Annotated in this window: 19 protein-coding genes, 1 pseudogene and 1 riboswitch; of the genes and pseudogenes, 7 read left to right on the plus strand and 13 right to left on the minus strand. The window is 39.9% G+C overall.

Annotated features, from left to right (window positions below; all coding sequences use genetic code 11):
- Positions 1-57 precede the first annotated feature (57 nt).
- Together J2Y67_RS17590 and J2Y67_RS17595 are read right to left on the minus strand one after the other, a co-directional pair.
- Positions 58-1,059: pseudogene (locus J2Y67_RS17590) on the minus strand (LLM class flavin-dependent oxidoreductase).
- Positions 1,060-1,178: 119 nt separating this feature from the next.
- Positions 1,179-2,297 (minus strand): lipase/acyltransferase domain-containing protein, encoded by a 1,119-nt coding sequence (locus J2Y67_RS17595; RefSeq protein WP_310176152.1) that lies wholly within the window; start codon positions 2,295-2,297, stop codon positions 1,179-1,181.
- Between the two features lie 221 nt (positions 2,298-2,518).
- Here J2Y67_RS17595 and J2Y67_RS17600 point away from each other — a divergent pair, with 221 nt between their 5' ends.
- Entirely contained in the window at positions 2,519-3,034 is a 516-nt protein-coding gene (locus J2Y67_RS17600; RefSeq protein WP_310176153.1) for a J domain-containing protein, read from the plus strand.
- 1,108 nt (positions 3,035-4,142) lie between these two features.
- Here the strand turns inward: J2Y67_RS17600 and J2Y67_RS17605 are convergent.
- The 7 genes from J2Y67_RS17605 to queC form a co-directional block, all read right to left on the minus strand.
- Positions 4,143-5,792: an AAA family ATPase gene (locus J2Y67_RS17605; RefSeq protein WP_310176154.1), complete on the minus strand. Its 1,650-nt coding sequence runs from the start codon at positions 5,790-5,792 to the stop codon at positions 4,143-4,145.
- A 131-nt stretch (positions 5,793-5,923) separates the two neighbouring features.
- The gene (locus J2Y67_RS17610) at positions 5,924-6,217 is read right to left on the minus strand and encodes a hypothetical protein (RefSeq protein ID WP_310176155.1); all 294 of its coding nucleotides are present in this window, start codon (positions 6,215-6,217) and stop codon (positions 5,924-5,926) included.
- 153 nt (positions 6,218-6,370) lie between these two features.
- Positions 6,371-6,565 carry a Fur-regulated basic protein FbpA gene (locus J2Y67_RS17615; RefSeq protein WP_310176156.1) on the minus strand — a complete coding sequence of 65 codons (195 nt, stop codon included), beginning with the start codon at positions 6,563-6,565 and terminating at the stop codon, positions 6,371-6,373.
- Positions 6,566-6,938: 373 nt separating this feature from the next.
- On the minus strand, positions 6,939-8,639 hold the full coding sequence (locus J2Y67_RS17620; protein WP_310176157.1) for a pyruvate oxidase: 1,701 nt from the start codon (positions 8,637-8,639) through the stop codon (positions 6,939-6,941).
- Between the two features lie 182 nt (positions 8,640-8,821).
- Positions 8,822-9,526 carry a 7-carboxy-7-deazaguanine synthase QueE gene (gene queE, locus J2Y67_RS17625; protein WP_396954099.1) on the minus strand — a complete coding sequence of 235 codons (705 nt, stop codon included), beginning with the start codon at positions 9,524-9,526 and terminating at the stop codon, positions 8,822-8,824.
- A gap of 10 nt (positions 9,527-9,536) precedes the next feature.
- Complete coding sequence (queD, locus tag J2Y67_RS17630; RefSeq protein WP_310176159.1) at positions 9,537-10,019, minus strand: 6-carboxytetrahydropterin synthase QueD; 483 nt, start codon at positions 10,017-10,019, stop codon at positions 9,537-9,539.
- 4 nt (positions 10,020-10,023) lie between these two features.
- Positions 10,024-10,683 carry a 7-cyano-7-deazaguanine synthase QueC gene (gene queC / locus J2Y67_RS17635; protein WP_198309989.1) on the minus strand — a complete coding sequence of 220 codons (660 nt, stop codon included), beginning with the start codon at positions 10,681-10,683 and terminating at the stop codon, positions 10,024-10,026.
- A gap of 55 nt (positions 10,684-10,738) precedes the next feature.
- A riboswitch (PreQ1 riboswitch) is annotated at positions 10,739-10,782 on the minus strand.
- Between the two features lie 196 nt (positions 10,783-10,978).
- Between queC and J2Y67_RS17640 the strand changes: the two genes are divergently transcribed.
- Complete coding sequence (locus J2Y67_RS17640; RefSeq protein ID WP_310176215.1) at positions 10,979-11,896, plus strand: MBL fold metallo-hydrolase; 918 nt, start codon at positions 10,979-10,981, stop codon at positions 11,894-11,896.
- 118 nt (positions 11,897-12,014) lie between these two features.
- Here J2Y67_RS17640 and J2Y67_RS17645 read toward each other — a convergent pair whose 3' ends face one another.
- The gene (locus J2Y67_RS17645) at positions 12,015-13,205 is read right to left on the minus strand and encodes a chromate transporter (protein WP_310176160.1); all 1,191 of its coding nucleotides are present in this window, start codon (positions 13,203-13,205) and stop codon (positions 12,015-12,017) included.
- Positions 13,206-13,426: 221 nt separating this feature from the next.
- On the opposite strand from J2Y67_RS17645, the gene J2Y67_RS17650 reads away from it, so the two are divergent.
- A complete protein-coding gene (locus J2Y67_RS17650; protein WP_310176161.1) occupies positions 13,427-13,720 on the plus strand; it encodes a hypothetical protein in 294 nt (97 codons plus the stop codon).
- A gap of 85 nt (positions 13,721-13,805) precedes the next feature.
- On the opposite strand, the gene J2Y67_RS17655 is transcribed toward J2Y67_RS17650, so the two are convergent.
- On the minus strand, positions 13,806-14,213 hold the full coding sequence (locus tag J2Y67_RS17655) for a hypothetical protein (RefSeq protein WP_310176162.1): 408 nt from the start codon (positions 14,211-14,213) through the stop codon (positions 13,806-13,808).
- 318 nt (positions 14,214-14,531) lie between these two features.
- Here J2Y67_RS17655 and J2Y67_RS17660 point away from each other — a divergent pair, with 318 nt between their 5' ends.
- The 4 genes from J2Y67_RS17660 (at position 14,532) to J2Y67_RS17675 (ending at position 17,509) form a co-directional block, all read left to right on the plus strand.
- Positions 14,532-14,702: a hypothetical protein gene (locus J2Y67_RS17660; protein WP_310176163.1), complete on the plus strand. Its 171-nt coding sequence runs from the start codon at positions 14,532-14,534 to the stop codon at positions 14,700-14,702.
- Positions 14,703-15,336: 634 nt separating this feature from the next.
- On the plus strand, positions 15,337-15,576 hold the full coding sequence (locus J2Y67_RS17665; RefSeq protein WP_310176164.1) for a hypothetical protein: 240 nt from the start codon (positions 15,337-15,339) through the stop codon (positions 15,574-15,576).
- Positions 15,577-15,755: 179 nt separating this feature from the next.
- A complete protein-coding gene (locus J2Y67_RS17670; protein WP_310176165.1) occupies positions 15,756-16,487 on the plus strand; it encodes a metallophosphoesterase family protein in 732 nt (243 codons plus the stop codon).
- Between the two features lie 122 nt (positions 16,488-16,609).
- Entirely contained in the window at positions 16,610-17,509 is a 900-nt protein-coding gene (locus tag J2Y67_RS17675; RefSeq protein WP_396954098.1) for a DMT family transporter, read from the plus strand.
- A 37-nt stretch (positions 17,510-17,546) separates the two neighbouring features.
- On the opposite strand, the gene J2Y67_RS17680 is transcribed toward J2Y67_RS17675, so the two are convergent.
- The gene (locus J2Y67_RS17680; RefSeq protein ID WP_310176166.1) at positions 17,547-18,920 is read right to left on the minus strand and encodes an MATE family efflux transporter; all 1,374 of its coding nucleotides are present in this window, start codon (positions 18,918-18,920) and stop codon (positions 17,547-17,549) included.
- Positions 18,921-19,027: 107 nt separating this feature from the next.
- A complete protein-coding gene (locus J2Y67_RS17685) occupies positions 19,028-19,270 on the minus strand; it encodes a glutaredoxin family protein (RefSeq protein WP_310176167.1) in 243 nt (80 codons plus the stop codon).
- Positions 19,271-19,453 lie beyond the last annotated feature (183 nt).

Here is a 19,453-nt window from a genome sequence, read left to right on the forward strand (position 1 = left end):
AATGGCAAGATTACCCCAACTATTTTGGAGAATATCTTGCCATTCCAAAATATTTTTTTATTTCCCCTCAACGACTTCTTTTAAAATTTCGTAGGACCTCATTTGTTTTTCAACATCATAGATATAAGATACCGCCATAATTTCTTGGACATCATATTTTTCTTGAAAGCTCATCAATTGTTTTCGGATTGTTTCTTTGCTTCCTAATAAAGCTACATTCGTTCTTTGGTTAGCCATTTCTTTTTCCATTGGTGTCCAAATCTGGTCCATATTATCAACCGGCGGTTGCAATGGATTTCTAGTGTTACGGACAATATTTAAGAAAAATTGATGCATCGTTGTCGACAGAAACTGTGCTTCTTCATCGGTTGCTGCTGCAATTACATTTAAACAAACCATCATATAAGGCTTATCCAAATATTAGGATGGCTGGAACCGTTGCCGATAAATCGAAATTGCTTCTTCCATATAGGTTGGTGCAAAGTGGGAAGCGAACACATATGGAAGCCCTAAACTTGCCGCTAAATAGGCTGAGTCTGTAGAGGAACCGAGAATATAAATGGGTATATTTGTCCCTACACCGGGGTATGCTCTCACATAGTTTTGCTGTTCTTCAGGTCCAAAATAAGTAAGCAAGGCTTGAACATCCTCGGGAAAGGTATAGACGGAATCATTTTTTGAGCGTCTTAAGGCATTTGCCGTCATCATATCTGTTCCTGGTGCACGACCAAGTCCCAGTTCCACCCGGTCTGGATAAATCGTTGCCATTGTTCCGAATTGTTCGGCTACGACTAACGGAGCGTGATTTGGAAGCATAATTCCCCCGGATCCGACACGTATGGTGTTGGTATGTTCTAATGTATGTTTAATTAATATAGAGGTTGCTGAGCTAACAAGTGTCGGTGAATTATGATGCTCAGCAATCCAGTATCTTTGATAACCTATTTTTTCAACCGCTTGTGCGAGATCTACCATGGACTCAATTGCTTGTTTCGAAGTTTGTCCCGCGCGGATGGGAGCTAGATTTAATACAGATAAGGGTATATGAATATTGGCCATGATCACTTTGTCCTTTCATGTTGAAGATAATACTACTATAGTAACAATCCAAATGAAGAAAACAAACTTAAATGCTTATACGGGATATTATCTACAGAACAGAATAAAAAAGCCTTTATTTATAACCGATTAACCGACCCATCAATGACGCACCACCAAGGATTACCATTAGCATTTAAGGAGTTATTATCCAAAAAAAAGCGAGTGATAAGCGTTTGAACTCTGCCGTCATTCAAGAAAAGTGGATGCATGGCTAATTGATTCCACTTTTTTTGCACCGTCAACGTTATTACAGACTGTTTATATATCTCCGCACTTTCAATCGGAATGGCACCATCCCCATCTCCGGTTGAGTGAGGTGTATCAAAATTAAAGAAATTTTTCACTCCGCCGTCAGGGCTTTGAGGCTCTACAATGACTTTGCTTTTTGTTTCTTCGCCCACTCCGGCAAGAATTAGCAATCTTTTCTTCACCTCATCCGGAAGCTCCTCTAAATCAAGCATGGCGGGGTCCTGCAAACCCCGAAATTTCCTCAACTGACTAATTCGTTCAAAAAACATTGGTCTGTCATCATCACCAATATTCGATTGCCAATCATCAGGATTAAATAAATCAAAAGCCGAGCCGTCTTCAAATACAATTGCATCTTTATAGGTCGGACATAATTCGTATACCGATGGAAATGTACGGGCAATTTTTCGAAATTCATCATTTGCATTGAAAAGTGGAAATTCAAAGCCGCCCTCCCCGGCGGTGAGCGAAATCAATGCCCTAACAGAACCCTTAAACGGACATACTGCCAAGACGGCATGTTCGATTGATTCATAATTTCTATGTAAATTTTTTAAATAACAGCAAAACACCATTCCGCCCAGGCTATGAGCAATGAAGTTGAATTTTTTCACAGAAAGTTTTTCTTTGAGATATTTAACATAGGTCTCCAAGTGTTTACTATTTTCTTCTGAAGATTTCCTCCAGTCGTACCCAAAAATATATACAGGACTGGCCGTCTTTTTTTCAATGATGTGTACAGCCTGCCTGTAAGCCAAATCTTCTACATCACTCCGTTCAATTATCGATTTTGGATTCACTTCAAAACGGCTATCCCGCTTTAATGCAAGGTCATAGATCGTTTCATATTTACTTTGAACAGCAGACCAGATTGTATCGAAATTTAGGGAATTGGTATTTACGAGTTTTGTACCTTGTATACCCGGGATTAAGATTGTAGGGACCATAGTAAATTCCTATTCCTCCTTCTATTTTGGGAGTTACCAATCTATAATATATTTTTATTCTATGCAGGAACGTGCACTTCCTTTGTCTAAATAGATCTAATAAGAAAAACTTTTGAAAAAATTTTTTAATAAAAATTAAATAAACTAGTAACCTGTAATATTTTCAGTATGATACATTAAAAATAGCGTGTAAAATCTGAAAACGATTGTTGAGTGGTCTTATGTTAAATGTTAAAGAAGTGACGAAACGCCTTAAAGAGGAAGGAATCACGGATAGTGAATTAAAGGTCATCCAGTGGATTCTTGAGGGTAAAATAACAGCGAGAAGAGCTAAAAATTTAAATATCGATTACTTGGTTAACCCCGGTGATTTAGCATCATTTATTATAGAAAAGAAAATCGAGGAGAAAACGAAGAGATTTGGAGTCGATTTTAAGCAATGGGAGAAAACGTTCAATGAAAACCGGAAATTAAAAGAGGAAATCGAACAATTAAAAAGTTCGGTTCGGATCGAACAGGCTAAAGTTCGTTCTCTGAAAAAAATGTTACAAGCAGAGTATGCTCTTACTACTGCTCCCCCGCTTACCTTTAACACCTTATTTGGCTTAGATGCGTCCGCCGATAAATCCTCGGTAAAAAAGGAATTTAAAAAATTACTCAAATGCCTTCATCCCGATCGGGGCGGGGATGAACAACTCTTCAAAATATTTTATGAACACTACGAAAAATTAAAGTAGTATAGACTCTCGGAATAAATAAGCAATTCATCGAGAGGCTTGTAAAAATTTTACTGGGAATTCTATCCGAAATATCTGACGTAATTATCGGTTTCATTGTATTTTTAAAAATGTGCATGCCAAATAAACCTACATCTATCATTTTTATAAAAAATCGACTAGGTGAAGGCTGTTTTCGTAAACTTTGTTGCTTTTAGAGAAGTGGTTGATTTCCGCTCCAGGATGCTCCCCGACCGCCCGCGGAAAGCGAAGTGCCTGGAGCGGAAATCAACAGGCAATTTAACAGAGCCTTTTTGTAAAAGAAAAATCCCCCCTATACAAAGTAGGAGGAATTAAATATAAGTAGTTTAAGAAAACCCTTGAACCATCTGACTCGGCGAATGCCGAGAGTCTAGTAGTTTCTTAAGAGGCACAAACTTTATCGTAAATTTACATTAAAAAAATAATACCTTAACAAATATGCTCTATGCTATTTTTATAAAAGTTTTCAAATCGGAAGTGGTAATCATGATGCTAATGCTTTCTAGAATGATCATAATGACAACCGTTTGCACCTTTTTTCCTTAAGGTTACTTCATTACAAATAATGACGATGTTCAATTCAAGCGTTCGTAGAAATTTGTCATATTCAACGGGATTTCTACATATTGTGTAATGTTTAACTGCTTAAATTTTTTGAAAGGTGTTGTTCATTTTGAAAAATAAACGTGTCATGTATCAAGGAAAAAAGTATATCCTTTACCATCAATATTCCTCCGACTTTTGCGAAATCCAAGAAGAGCGTTACAAGTTTAATATTCTACTTGTTCATGTATCCGAACTCACAGAAATAGAATAGTCTTACTAAGTTACATGAACCTTAAAGGTTTGTTCATAGTTTGTTCATTTTTCCGGGGTAAGATATTCATATGGAACGGAAACAACCTTTTCATAACCCCCCTTTTAATATATATTTTGTGGATCCGGCGATTGCCGGATATTTTTTTTCAAAAAAACAACAATCATTGAAAAATCAGTACCAAATAATTTGTTGTAAAATGAAGACACCTTCGCTAATCCAATTTCTTAGCGAAGGTGTTTTTTAATTATTTAAATAAGAGCTTATTCTTCATGCCGGTTGTGGACGGCTATGCCCATATAAGTTTATATAAATTTGTTCAATCTCTTCGCCGGTTAAATCTCCTTGTTTCAGCAATTCCTCCGCAATCATGTGGACGAAGTCAGCGTATTCACGAACCAATTTCTTCACTTCGAGCATTTGTTCTTTCAACAATTCATTAATTTTTGACCGAAGGGCCTTAAGTCCCTCGGCTTGAGCTCCTAATGCGAGCCAGCTGAACAGCTCATCACCCATGCCTACAGCACCTAAATAAGCACCCGCTAACAATGTTGCCTGCTGCAAATCCGAGGTAACCCCATTTAATTTTTTTCCAAGGAATTCTTCTTCTACTGCCCTAGCGGCAAGACACACTTGAATTTCCGCGAGGATTTCATCATCACTTCGGTTATAACGTTCATGAGTCGGCTTGGTTGCAGCAAGACCCAGTGCCCCGCCACGACGAATAATCGTCACCTTCCAAACCCGTTCGTGAGCCTTTAAAAGATATTGTGCGACCGCATGACCGGCCTCATGGTACGCGACATTTCGTTTTTCGTCGTCACTCATCGAACGGAGCGGTTGTTTTAGTCCCCACTCATATGTCTCCATCGCTGCCCGGAAATCCTCGTAGCTTGCTAACTGAGCACCTCGCTGATGGGCAATAACAACAGACTCATTCACGATATGTTTAATTTGGGCTGGGCTATATCCGATGGTGTCAAGTGCTGCCTTTTCGGCTGTAATCGTTGGATCTTTCTTTACTTTTTGAAGATAGTAATCAAAGACATCAACACGCCCGTCAAAATCTGGGGAGTCCACCCAAAGCTTACGGTCGAAACGGCCAGGGCGAAGAAGCGCTTGGTCAAGAACATCGGGAAGGTTTGTGGCTCCAATTGTTAAAACTGCGGGACGATCGGCTTTCTTGCGTCGCAGGCCGAGGGAGCGAAGAAGCTTCGCTATTTTTGAATTATCAATATTCGGTGGATCCATTTGCAAAAGCAACTCGTTGAGGAGACCAGAGCCGCCCATGCCCATTAGTCCTCCCATCATTCCGCCCCCGGCACCGCCAGCTTGCCGGCTCATGCCGATTGCGTCAATTTCATCAATAAAGATAATGCACGCTCCGTACACTTTCGACAGCTTCCGAGCTTTTCGATACAGCCCCATCACCTTTAAATTGCCAACGCCAAAGAACATGTTTTGAAAGCTTGGCGCTGAGGCATAGGCAAAAGGAACCTGGGCTTCGTTCGCAATGACTTGAGCCAAATACGACTTGCCTGTTCCGGGTGGACCGCAGAGCAGCAATCCTCGAATTGCCTCGCCGCCCATTTCTTTGAATTCTTTAACACCCTTGAGCAAGGTAACAATCCGCTTTGCATTTTCTACAATCTCCGGATTTCCGCGATAATCATCCCAGGTTGCACCCGTCTCTCCTGGCAGAATCCAATACGTTCGACCCCTTGCCAAGAACCAAAAGAGGGCAACAAATTGGATAATCATAAAAAGCATTGCAAAAAGCAGCTGCAGAAGCAAACTAGCAATACTAATGGCGAGATTCCAGGCGCTCGGACCTCCACTCCAAATCAACACTGTGATGAGGACGAGGGATGCGGCCCAGAGGATGATTTTACGCCACTTAATCCACCGATAATTCCTCATGTTCTCATATCCTTTACTGAAGATTTAGAATATTCTATGAGTAATAAGTCCTTAAGTTGCCTATAGTCGAGAAAAATCGGGTGATGCCAGGCACCACCCGATTTTTCTTGTTTCACAGGAATGTTTCACATCTATTTGCTGAATTTTCCTTTGATGTCCATTAAATATTTAAGGATCACCCCGAGTCCGCCAATAAAATAGAAGGTCACGAGGATCCAGCCGCTAGGATCAATCGGGAACAATGATATAAGGATATTTAATGGCAGTACGAGGTAGATAATATCTTTTAAATAATTTAATACAATGGAAGGTGTAAAGGAACCTTTCCAAAACGATTGGAAAAATCCGATAAGAAAATCAATGATCATGAGTCCAAAAACGCCCCACATTGTATATAGAAGCCAGTCTGTAAGTGCAAACGACATGTTTTATCACCACCTTTACTCTAAAATATGCAAAGTGCAAAGGACAGGTGATGATATAGTTAATTGAATTTTAATAATTTTCACACTATAAAAATCAGCACTTTTATTAAAAAAGCTCCCACCCCTACTTCGGGATTGGAGCTTTTTTAAGTATTATCCCGTGACGAGATTTTTCTTCCTCTGTATAGCCAAATCATTTGTAACTATATATTGGTATTCATTTTCCAGTTCACATAAATTCCATTCGTAAAGATGTTTATTATTTTTCTTGTAAATTCCAAATTTCAGCAATTCATCAATTAGGAATTGCCGTTTTTCCTGCCCTGCTTTTCGAAGTGAAATTTTCATTTGTAAAACCTCCTAATTATTAGCTGGTTTTTCGGTGGTTTACGTTTCTGATTCGAAATGATTTAGCTGGAAATGTTGGTAGTATGGACCAGAATTTTTAAAGAGGTAGAAAAAATCCTGTCAAAAAGCGTTTGTAGGATTAGACCAAAATTCAAAGATATTAGATGAACAAAAATCAGCTCCCTTCTCCATTTGCCATTATAAAGGAGCGGGCCACAGGGAATTGTCGATACCTGACAGGTGGACTCACAATTAAAGGAATTGTTACATTTCTATAATATAAGTAAGAAAAGTGATTTTTTTGGTAACATTAGGTTGTCCTTTGCAAAAAATGGAACCGATGTGAAGGTAACACCGGTTCCGACACAGTCAACTATAGCGGCGGTAAGTCCAGTTTTCCTTCTTCCAAAAACACTTTTAACATATGCTTCGTATACCCTGCAGCTTGGGCATAGGTGATTTTGGCTGGCATCGGGGCTTCGTCTGCATCGACGACTACATCCACAATGCATGGTTTATTTTGTTGAACAGCTTGCTGCAATGCAGTGAGAAGCTCCTCGGGTTGTTCAATTCGATAGCCGATTCCGCCACAGGCATCCGCATATTGGGCAAAATTAGGATTCGTCAAATCCGTTTCATATTCAATATTTCCCATAACCTCTTGCTCAAACTTAATCATCGCAATTTTATGATTGTTTAGCACAATTACGACAATTGGCAAATTGTATTTTACTGCCGTAACAAAATCAGCCATCATCATGCCAAACCCGCCATCCCCACAAACTGCAATGACTTGTTTTTCCGGATAGGCGATTTTTCCGGCAATTGCTCCTGGTAGTCCGCAGCCTAATGTAGCCAGCCAGCTTGAAATAATAAATTTTTGATTAGTCATATGAAAATGGCGGGCCATCCAAACGGTTACATTCCCAACATCGACAGACAGAATGGCATCATCAGACGTCACTTCCTGGAGGGAACGGATGACACGCTGCGGCTTAAGGGGAACGGAGCCATTCTCCTCCTGCCGTTCTAACCGACCCCACCACTTTTTCATGCTTTCCTGGCTTTTTTCTAAAAAATCTCGATTTGTTTTTACACTTAGGTTCTCTAAAAGCCATTTGAGCGAAATCCCGACTTCCCCGGCTAAACCGACATCAACCGGATAGCGTTTTCCAATTTGGTAGGGGTCGATATCGATTTGGATGGTTTTTATCCTTTCTGGTAAAAATCCTGTGAACGGGAAGGATGTACCGAGCATGATCAATAAATCGGCCTCATGCATCGCTTCAAATGCCGCTTTTGTGCCAATTAAGCCGAGTCCGCCTAAACAATAGGGATGCTTGTCGGGAATAACTCCTTTCCCAGGTAAGGTTAAGACAATCGGCGCGGCGATTTTTTCAGCGAACGCTAACAATGTTTCGCGGTAACCATGCAATCCTCTCCCAGCAAGAATAATTGGTCTTTCAGCAGTTTCTACGGCTTCTTTTGCTTTTTCCAAATCCTCGGTAAGTGGGTGGATTTCTTGCTTCACCACAAAATTTGATGTAATGCGTGCTTCCTTCCCTACCTCAAAACGTGGGATGTCATCTGGAATGGTCAGCACGGATACCCCTTTTTTCGCATAGGCGGTGCGAATAGCTTGATTGACTACAGCTGGAAGCTGCTCTGCGGACATAATCCGCTGGTTGTAGACTGCCACATCATCAAACATTCTTTCCAAATTCACTTCTTGAAAAAAGTCTGTCCCAATCAAGTCAGATTCGACCTGCCCGGCAATGGCCAAAACCGGTACTCGGTCAAGTTTTGCATCATAAAGCCCATTTAAAAGGTGGATGGCACCCGGACCGGCAATCGCTGTACATACGCCTATTTTTCCGGTTAGTTTTGCATAGGCAGCCGCCGCTAAAGCACCTGCTTCCTCATGCCTAACCTGTATAAATTTAATTTTATCTTTTGCTTTGCGTAATGGCTCAATGATGGAATTAATCGAATCTCCCGGCATCCCATAAATATGGTCCACACCCCATTCGATTAAGAGATCAACTAACTTTTCCCCTGCAGTCGGTTTAAACATGGAAAAACCCCATTTCGAAAAAATGATACTAGTAGTGTGGTTCTTTTCCATTATTTTCATTCTTTGTAGTCGTGAATTTGGTGATTTTTGAAGTGAGCATTCACCGTAAATGAGCTTAAAAAGTAAATCGAAAAAATCGGGCGGCGCCAGGCACCACCCGATTTTTCTTGTTTCACAGGGATTTAAACTCCGCGCTTATTCCCCCACAGCAAGGTATGCAGCTGAGGCAGCACTTTAATGGTATTAAAATCAGAATCTAGCATGACTTTATCTACGAGAAGTTCATATTTTTTCAGAAGATGCATCAGCAATGCTTGGTTATCAGAAGTGTTGATATCATCATTTCCCACCGACAAGAAGAATGGGACATAAGGGTAGCGCTGGTGAACTTCTTTGGCGTATTCGTAGTCAAGATGATCAAAAATCACGACTTTTAAACTTATATTGTGATTGGTTGACTTCAAATTGTCTATGATCTCATCTAGAACTGCAAAGTCTGTTGCCATTTTCGAACTTGGCGGTTTAGGAGAAATGGTGAGTTCATCAATCTTTAAGAACCAATCCTGCCACTTGCTTCCTTGGGTTTCCAGGCCAATTTTTATATCATTCGCATTTAGGATATCAATCAAAGCATCCAGGTTTTTCAGCAGCGCCGGGTTTCCGCCTGAAATCGTAACAAACGAAAAGCGATCGCCGCCAATTTCTTTAAGCTCCTGCCAAACTTCCTCTGCTTCCATCATCCGAATATCATTTTTTCCAGAACCATCCCAGGTAAAGGCAGAATCACACCAACTGCAGGAATAGTCACAACCGGCTGTTCTGACAAACATCGTCTTCTGTCCAATCACCATCCCCTCACCTTGTATCGTTGGTCCAAAAATTTCCATCACGGGCAGTTTAGTCAAGTTCCATCCACTCCCGTCTTGCTTCAGCATAGCTTGTCGGTGTTTCAAAAAGTCTCACAAACTCGACTCTTGCACCATGATAGTTTTGCTGTCTCTCTTCCTTTAAAAGAGCCTCAGACATTTTTTCATAAATCCAGACGACCATGTTTTCCGCCGTCGTATTCATCGGAGGCAAAGTTTCATTTAGGTAGCGGTGGTCTAGAAAAATTTCAATCTCATTTTTCCAAATTTCTTTAATATCGCCAAAATCAATCATTAGGCCGCGCTCGTCTACAAAACCGCTTAAGCCAAAGATGACTTTATAAGTATGACCATGGAGGTTTTTACATTTTCCCTCATAGTTATGGAGATGGTGCGCCGCATCAAAGGTAAATTCCTTGCTAACAAGGACTCTTTTTGAATGATATTTTAATTGATTCGGCTGGATGTCTTCGTTGATTTTTTGGAGTTTATCCACGATACGAAAACCATACATGTGATTATAACTCCTTTCGTGTGCTTAAATATTGATCTAATCCGTTTTTTCTTAACTTACAAGCCGGACACTCACCGCAGCCATCAGCAATAATTCCGTTATAACAAGTTAACGTTTTTTCTCTGACAAAATCTAAGGCGCCTAGTTCGTCGGCCAGCTGCCAGGTTTCCGCTTTATCGATCCACATTAATGGGGTATGAATCACGAATTGCTGATCCATTGATAGGTTCAAGGTAACATTTAAAGATTTGATAAACACATCACGGCAATCCGGGTAGCCGCTGAAATCTGTTTCGCAAACACCTGTTACAATATGTTTTGCTCCTACTTGACTCGCTAACACACCGGCAAAAGACATAAATAAAAGGTTTCGACCAGGAACAAATGTATTTGGCAGTCCCCCGTCTTCTCCTTCTTTCACTTCGATATCGTCCCGCGTTAACGCATTGGGAGCAAGTTGATTTAATAATGACATATCTAAAATATGATGTTTTACACCAAGTTCATTCGCAATATTTTTAGCACATTCGATTTCCGCCTTGTGCCTTTGATTATAATTAAAGGTTACAGCAATAACCTCTTCAAATCGCTCTAATGCCCAAAATAAGCATGTCGTACTATCCTGACCGCCGCTAAAAACAACAACTGCTTTATCTTTTTTCACGTTTAAACTCTCTCCTTTAAATAAAAAAACAGACCCACTAAAGAAAGCAGACCCGTTTTCCTTAGTTTTTTTAAAGAGGGGTGCTAGAACCTCTACCGCCGATACGCGGATTTGTATATATAAATAGTCACCAAATAATATTACTATTTTTTGTACTCCCTGTCACTACCCGAAATTACAGAATTCGACAACCCCTTAAATGGGGTGCCAAGTGATTGGATTTCTTCTTCTGACAAACCTCTTCTCAATTGAATTTGCTATAATGATAAAAATAAGCGTTTATGCGGGTGATTTTATGAGAAATAGATATTCCAATTTGGACGACGTACAAAATAAAAATTCGTTTAATGATATGTTGAAGTGGATGAAGGAACGGCGAAGCAAAATTAAGGATTTAACCATACAAATCCCGCAATCCCCCACCAAGAAAATAAATGAACTGAAAGCAAATAACAGCAAGACTTCATTTACATGGATTGGTCATTCTACGTTTTTCATTCAAATGAATGGGGTGAATATCCTAACTGATCCGGTATGGGCCAAACGAATGGGTTTTCAAAAGCGGCTAACTGCTCCCGGTATTGCTTTAGAAGATATGCCGGATATTGATATCGTCGTCATTTCCCATGGCCATTATGACCATCTGGATTTTCCTACTTTAAAAAAATTAAAAGGAAATCCACACTATTTCGTTCCCATCGGTTTAGGTGCAAGTTTTTTCAAAAAAGGGTTTCACCGTGTAAAAGAAATGGGATGGTGGGAAAGTACTGTGTACAGGGGTCTGACCATTCATTTTGTTCCGGCTCAGCATTGGACGCGGAGGACTCTTTCTGATATCAATACATCCCATTGGGGAGGCTGGATTTTTCAACATGAACGTGGAACACATTATTTTGTTGGCGATACCGGTTATTTCAGAGGATTTAAAGAAATAGCTGCCAAATTTGAAATTGATACCGTATTGATGCCAATTGGTGCCTACGAACCGGAATGGTTTATGGCCGTGTCTCATATATCACCTGAGGACAGTGTTCAAGCTTTTATTGAGTTACAGGCGAAAAAATTCATTCCGATGCATTATGGGGCTTATCGTTTAGCGGATGATACAGGTCCTGAAGCGTTGGAAAGATTGTTGAAGGAATGGGAAAAAAGGGAACTGCCTCCGGAGCTCTTAAGGGTTTTATTAATCGGAGAAACCATTTTTGAATCTTGATAATAGAACAGGGCGGTCTTTCGACGCGCCCTGATTGATTTGGATTTATTTTAGTTTACATAATATCATTATAGTCTTTCAAAATGTGTAATCTATGAAAAGCTACCGATGTCCCGTCCTAAAACAGTGACATCATCATTCCCCCCGCTACACCTGCTGCCACAATCACCCACGGGGGCAATTTCAAAATGACAAGCAAACTGAATAAAATTGAACCAAGCGCAAAGTCTTTAGGCGATTGAATGCCACTTGTCCATATCGGGGTATAAAACGCAGCAATAAGGATTCCCACTACCGCACCATTTACAGCAAGCATGGCCCCTTTTAGCTTTGGGTTTCGCCGAAGTCTATCCCAAAACGGCATCGTCCCGATTATTAATAAAAATGCCGGTAAAAAAATGGCTATGGTGGCTAAAATGGCTCCCTTCCAGCCATTCATCACGGCACCTAAATAGGCTGCAAACGTGAATAGCGGTCCGGGTACTGCCTGCGCTGCACCATATCCGGCCAGAAAGCTCTCCTTTGAAATCCAGCCTTGCGGAACAAATTCTTTTTCCAATAGCGGAAGGACCACATGTCCCCCTCCAAATACAAGGGCACCAGAACGATAAAAGCTGTCAAAAAACGCTAGCAAATGGGTTGTTGACACTTCTCGAAGTATTGGCAAAAGGATTAATAAACCGAAGAAAAATGTTAGGCATCCTAATGCCAGCTTTCGAGAAATCGGCACAGGAATGGACAAGTCCACTTGAATGTCTGTATGCTTGAAAAACAGAAATCCAATTAATGCAGAAATCAAAATAATTCCAATCTGTGTAAAGGTGGTTGGAATAAGCAAGGTCGCAACTAATGCACCTAAAGCTAATGCTTTGCGTTTGATGTCTGGTGTAAGTGTCCTCTCCATGCCAATGATTGCTTGCGCTACCACGACGACCGCAACAATTTTTAAACCATGTACCCAACCTGCATCATAAACATTACCCCTTTTAAGAAGAAGAGCAAAAATCATAAGAACAATGACTGATGGAAGGGTAAAACCGAGAAAAGCGGCCAATCCTCCTAAAACACCCGCTCTCATCATCCCAATCCCCATCCCTACCTGACTGCTGGCAGGACCGGGGAGGAACTGACACAGCGCGACAAGATCAACGTAACTGCGTTCATCTAGCCATTTTCTTTTTCGAACATATTCCTCATGAAAATAACCCAAATGAGCAATTGGACCACCAAACGAAGTCAACCCAAGCTTCAATGCAACTCCAAAAACCTCCAATAATAACCGAACCTTGTTTTCTCTAACAGGACTCATAATTCCTCCCTTAATTCTTATCCGTCATCCTATATCTATTAGTTCATATTTACATCATTCCCCATACACATTTCAAGCTTTATTTTTTTGTGAAACATTTGATTGTAAAACAACAAAAAAACGGGCATATAGAATTCAACAGAATCCACAAAGCGTCATTCAGCCATACACATTTTTTATTGAACTGCATTTACTGTAAAGGGGAAGGAGGAGTTGATGATATGACCGATTTAAATTTTCATCAAATTGCCCATGAACTGTTAAAAAAAGAAGTTGAAGTTGTTACTCTTCAAGGGAGTTTTAATGGTCGCCTAAAAGCTGTTGGTTCTGATGTAGTGATTTTGCATAGCAGGGGTAGAGGGGTTCCAATGGAATTAGCCATTCGAATTGAAACGATTGTGACCCTTTATCGAGTGGAAATGATTCCAAGGAGTCCATTTGGCTTTAATCCAATGGAAGCTCAATTGGATAACGATCATGAGCATGAACATGAACTCCATCACGAAAGTAATTAATTTCACCAATTGTCATACCAAAATAGAACAGAAAACCGAGCTTGGAAAAGTGTTCCAAGCTCTTATTCTTTTCCCCACCCTTCCTCTACTTTTCTTTAAAACTATAAAGAAAAACATATCCAAAAATTACACCAGCAATCGTGTTTACGGTTAAGCTAGAACCAAAAGTTTTAAACCAGATAAAATAAAGATATGGTATATGCACAATAAACGACAATGGAATGGTTGCAATAATAAAGGATGGGATACCGATTGCTGTTAAAAGGGCCCAATCTACAGACAACCTTTTCTTTTTGATCAGATCTCCCACTAATTGAGGTGTACGTATTAATAGTCCTACGAATATTGGAAACAGTCCAGAAAATACAATATAAGGAAATGGCCGATAATATTGTTCTTGGTAAGCTCTTAACCTGGATTCAATCTCCGCCCCTAAATATAAGATTATCATAATGAAAAGTAACCAAACGAGGTAGCTCAGGAATCTTTTCATACCCTTATTCCTCCTTTGTCATTAATAGACTCTCGGCATTCGCTAAGTCAGATGGTTCAAGGGTTTTCTTAAACCACTGATATTTAATTCCTCCTACTTTGTATAGGGGGGATTTTTCTTTTTACAAAAAGACTCTAAATTTGCCTGTTGATTTCCGCTCCAGGCACTTCGCTTTCCGCGGGCGGTCGGGGAGCCTCCTCGTCGCAGACAGCTAGATATCTAAGAAGTAAACCCACTTGTAATTGTAGTGCCCAATGACTAACGAAATACACTCACCCATGGCTGCATCCTGCTTCCCGGCATGATTCAGTCAGCCTAGTGGCTAGTTCAATTGAATTTTCGCAACGGTACACCTTGGGCACGATTGATAAGATTCTTCTAGATGCCGCACATGATGCGGAGGCAATTTATGAGTTACTTGACCATCAAAATGTGGAGCCCTTCATTGACCTAAATGTTCGGACAAAGAAAAACTTTAGTACCATTTAGAAGCTGGGAGACATCGCTCCACAAAGATGTGGTACCTTCGACTTTACGCAATTATGATGTGCCAACACATCGATGCATGGTACAGTAGTCAGAATGAGACACTAAACGCTCAAGATATCATCTTTCCATAGGGCTCTTTTCTAAAGATTGTTGTTTTTATCAATGGATTTTGTGAAAGTAAACCATTGATAAGAACGTTGATTGGAGCGTAAGGTGCGAGACTCCTGCGGGAGCAGTGGGACAGGTGAGACCCCACAGGCGCTTAAGCGCCGAGGAGGCTCACCGCCCACCCCGCGGAAAGCGAGCATCCTGGAGCGGAAATCAACCACTTCTCTAAAAGCAACAAAGTTTACGAAAACAGCCTTCACCTAGTCGATTTTTTTTAAAAATGATAGATGTAGGTTTATTTGGCATACACATTTTTAAAAATACAATGAAACCGATAATTACTTCAGATATTTCGGACAGAATTCCCAGTAAAATTTTTACAAGCCTCTTGATGAATTGCTTATTTATTCCGAGAGTCTATATTACTTCATTCTAAGCGACCAATTGGGATTTTATCACAAAACCAGCTCGTGAATGAATAAAAAAAGACAAGTTTCATAATTTTATAGAAAAGGGGGAATACCATTTGCTTAAAATTCTATTCATCACCTTATTCATTCTACTTGTCATCAGTTTTATTTTTGTCATTTGGATAAAAAATCGCCAACAAACTGTTCGATCTTTCACCATCCCGACTTTTTTGGAAAACAGACCCGAGCATTTAGTTGATGAGGACCAACCGCCCACATTTATTGAGGTTATTAATAAGTTTTTCGGTGATAAAAATGATCATGACGAGATAGATGACAGCGTTGAGGATGAATAGTATCAGTCCTCTTCAATAAGTTTCACATCTCCTTTTGAAAAAGTTCGTATAATGTCCCTCCCACATGGACACCTCCCCTATTTTGTCCACCGATGGTTCTCGTCGCCAGGAGAGCATATTTTGGATTTTTTGGATATTGGGTTAGAATATGGTTATCTTCAAAGTTGGAGCGTATAAAAATGGATAAGAAAATTGCAATTCTCACGGATATTCACGGGAACCAATCTGCTTTAAAAGCGGTCATGGATGATATTGATCGCGATACTCAAATCGAGCATATTTATTGTTTAGGGGATTTAATTGGTATTGGCTATGAAACCAATGAGGTTTTAGAACTGCTTGTTTCAAGAAGCGATATTTCCTTTGTTATAGGGAACCACGATGAAGCCATTCTTGATGTCATTGCGGGAAGAGATATTTATAGTAAAGGCGCCGAACGTGAACATCACAAATGGATTGCAGCGCGGCTAGATCCAAAATTTATCTCTTTTTTAAAAGAAATTCCTACCACCCTTCATGTTGAATACAATGAAAAAGAACTACTTTTCGTTCACTATCATCTTCAAGAAAAGAAGAAATTTTTAACAGTCGATAAAGAACCAACTGATAAAAAGCTGGATGAATTTTATCAAAACTCAACGGCGGATATCGTTTGTTTTGGTCACCATCATGTCATCCATCATTTTAAAACAAAGGACCGACTCTATCTGAATCCCGGTGCGCTAGGCTGTAATCATAAACCATATGCCCCCTACGCGATTCTGACAATTGCAGAACATGGCGGAACGAATGTGTCTTTTAAAGAGGTACCATATGATAATGAAGAGTTTTTACAGGGTTACAAAAAGTTTAACGTTCCCGATGCTGATTATATTTTAAAAGTATTTCATGGAAATCAACATTTGAATTGATAACAGAGAGGGGCTCCCCCCTCTTTTTTTTCTGGAAAACTTTATTGAAGAATAACGTATATAGTTCTATAATTATCTTTTAATGAACAGTTTCCTATAAATATATAGACAAGGGGATAAAAGTGAAACAGTCCAACTCAAAGTCCATCGTTTTCCCATTAGTATTTTCGATTGTTGCCATTTCGTTTTCCGCTATTTTTGTCAAATGGTCCCATGCACCCGCAACCATTTTAAGCATGTATCGGATGGGGCTTGCATGTTTATTGCTTGCACCATTTGCTTGGCGGAAGCGGGAGGAGTTTAGCAAAATTGCAAAAAAGGAATGGTCTTTTCTTATTTTTTCTGGTTTATTTTTAGCCCTGCACTATGGACTCTGGTTTGGGTCTTTAAAGCTGACAACCGTTGCCAGTTCAACAATTATCCTCGCGTTACAACCGATTATTGCGCTTATTGGCGGTTTTTTCCTTTTTAAAGAAAGAACGACCACTTCGAGAGTCTTAATGATGGGCATTGCCGTCATTGGAGCGATCATGGTAGGCTGGGGAGACTTCGGCTTAGATCAGAAAGCAATAACAGGTGATTTCCTTTCCTTTTTAAGCGTGATTGCTGTTGTGATGTACCTTTTAATCGGTCAAAGAGTGGTTAAAAAAGTATCGCATTGGATTTATAGCTTTTCTGTTTTTGGTATAGCGGCGATTTTTCTAGCCATTTATAACGTTTTAACAGGAATTGCCCTTGGTGGCTACGGTGCACGTGAATGGGGAATCTTCGTTTTACTAGCCATTATTCCAAATCTAGCAAATGTGATTTTCAACTGGCTCTTAAACTATGTCAATGCAACCACCATTTCGATGAGCATCTTAGGAGAACCTGTCGGAGCAACTGCCTTATCCATGCTATTTTTAGGTGAACGACTTGTAGGTTGGCAGATGTTTGGGGGAGTTCTTGTACTATTTGGTGTATTTTGCTTCTTGATTCAACAACAAAGACAAAAACCAATTGCACATAAGGAAGCAGCATGAAAAAAGCGATGAATCCAATTCACCGCTTTTTTGTGTGTTATACAAGCTCTTCACGAACCTCAACACTCACATATTTGCGCCTCTGGATATAAATCAAACGAAGGGATAATGCAATACCCGCTGAAAGAAGCCCGATTGTTAACCCAATCCAATATCCGGCCGCTCCCATCTCTGTAAAATTCGCTAACCCATAACCGACCGGAAGACAAATGAGCCAATAGGCGATCAAGGTCATGACAAATGCAAGATTCACATCTTTATAGCCCCTTAACGCTGCCTGAGCCGTAGCCTGTATGGCATCACTTAATTGGAAAAATAAGGCGAAAATGAGAAAATGAGCGGTCAAATTAACCACAGCTCGTTCATTCGAATAAAATCCTGCGACATCATATCGGAAGGTTACAACCAGTAGCCCAGTAAAAAGCGCCATTAATACAGCTAAAAAAACTCCCAACCAACTGTAGTCCTTTGCATCCTTATAGCGGCCGGCACCCACCTCGAAACCAACTAATACAGTTTGCGCCATTGAAATACTAATCGGTATCATATAGAGGAACGAGACGATGTTTAGCGCAGATTGATAGGCAGCAATTGTGGTAACACTGAATTTACTTAGCAGGATGGTTACAACCGCAAACATACTCGTCTCAAAAAAGGTAGAAAGCCCCATCGGAACCCCAATTTTTAAAATTCCCCTACATTCCGACCAAGAGAATTCCTTTAAATGATTAAACACTTGATACGTGGAAAATGGTGCCTGTGTTTTAACAATAAACACCGTCATACCGGCAATGAACCAATACGTAATCGAGGTTGCATAACCGGCTCCTCCTCCCCCAAGCTTCGGGAATCCCCAATACCCAAAAATCAACACATAATTTAAAAAGAAATTGACAGGCAGAGAGACTAGTAGAATAATCATCACAACACGTGTTTTCCCTAATGCATAAATAAACGATCGTAAAACATTGAAGAGAAATAGCGGAATGATTCCAAAACTTAATCCTACCAAATAGTCAAAGGCTGGTTTCCGAACACTTGACTGCAAATTCATTTGATCGAGTATGATATCTAAAAAAAGGACTCCAAGAATTAGGACAAGCACACCTATAATCAGGGATAGATAAATTCCGTGTTTCACACTCGACGCTACTTCTTTATTTTTCCTTTCTCCATATCTTTGAGCTGCAATCGGTGATACAGCAAGCAGAATACTACTTAACCCTGTAAAAATCGGATTCCATATCGAGGAACCGATGGCCACCCCGGCAAGATCGGACGAATTGTATTTTCCCGACATAATCGTATTAAAAAACACCATCGAAAACATTCCAAGCTGTGTAATTAGGATTGGAATCAATAGAATAATAATTTGCTTTGTTTTTTCCGTTATAGTAAAGGTTTGTTTCATGATTGTACTCCCTATCTAAGAGGTCATCCCTGAATAAGGTAATGCATGACTATTTTACCGTTAGTTGGTGGAAAAAAGAAATAAAAAAATCATCCCAGCTGGTGTTTTTACATTTCTTTTGCAATCTCAATTAATTCCTTCAATTCATTTGCAAAGCCTTTAACTGCACGATTTTTAACTACCGTTACTGGAACACCAAGAAAGCCGAACTTTTCTACTTCCCTTTGGTATTCGGCATTCATGGAAATGTTCCTAACCTCAAAATGAATTCCTTCTTCTGTTAGTACCTTTTTGACCATAGTGCATTCAATACAATCATTGGTAGTATAGACGATGACTTGTTTTTCCATATTCGTATCTCCTATTTTGCATTTAATGACAAAAATATTTAAAAAACACCATTTTTCGAGGCTAAAAACGTGATAAATGTCTGTTTTTGCGCTTTCCCAAGAAATTTTTAGCGAACGGTCTGTCATCTTCTTTTTTTTAATAAGAAAAGGCGATAACTTCATTAGAGCAAAAAATGGTGCTTA

The organism is Neobacillus niacini (assembly GCF_031456445.1).
Lineage (GTDB): Bacteria > Bacillota > Bacilli > Bacillales > Cytobacillaceae > Neobacillus > Neobacillus niacini_I.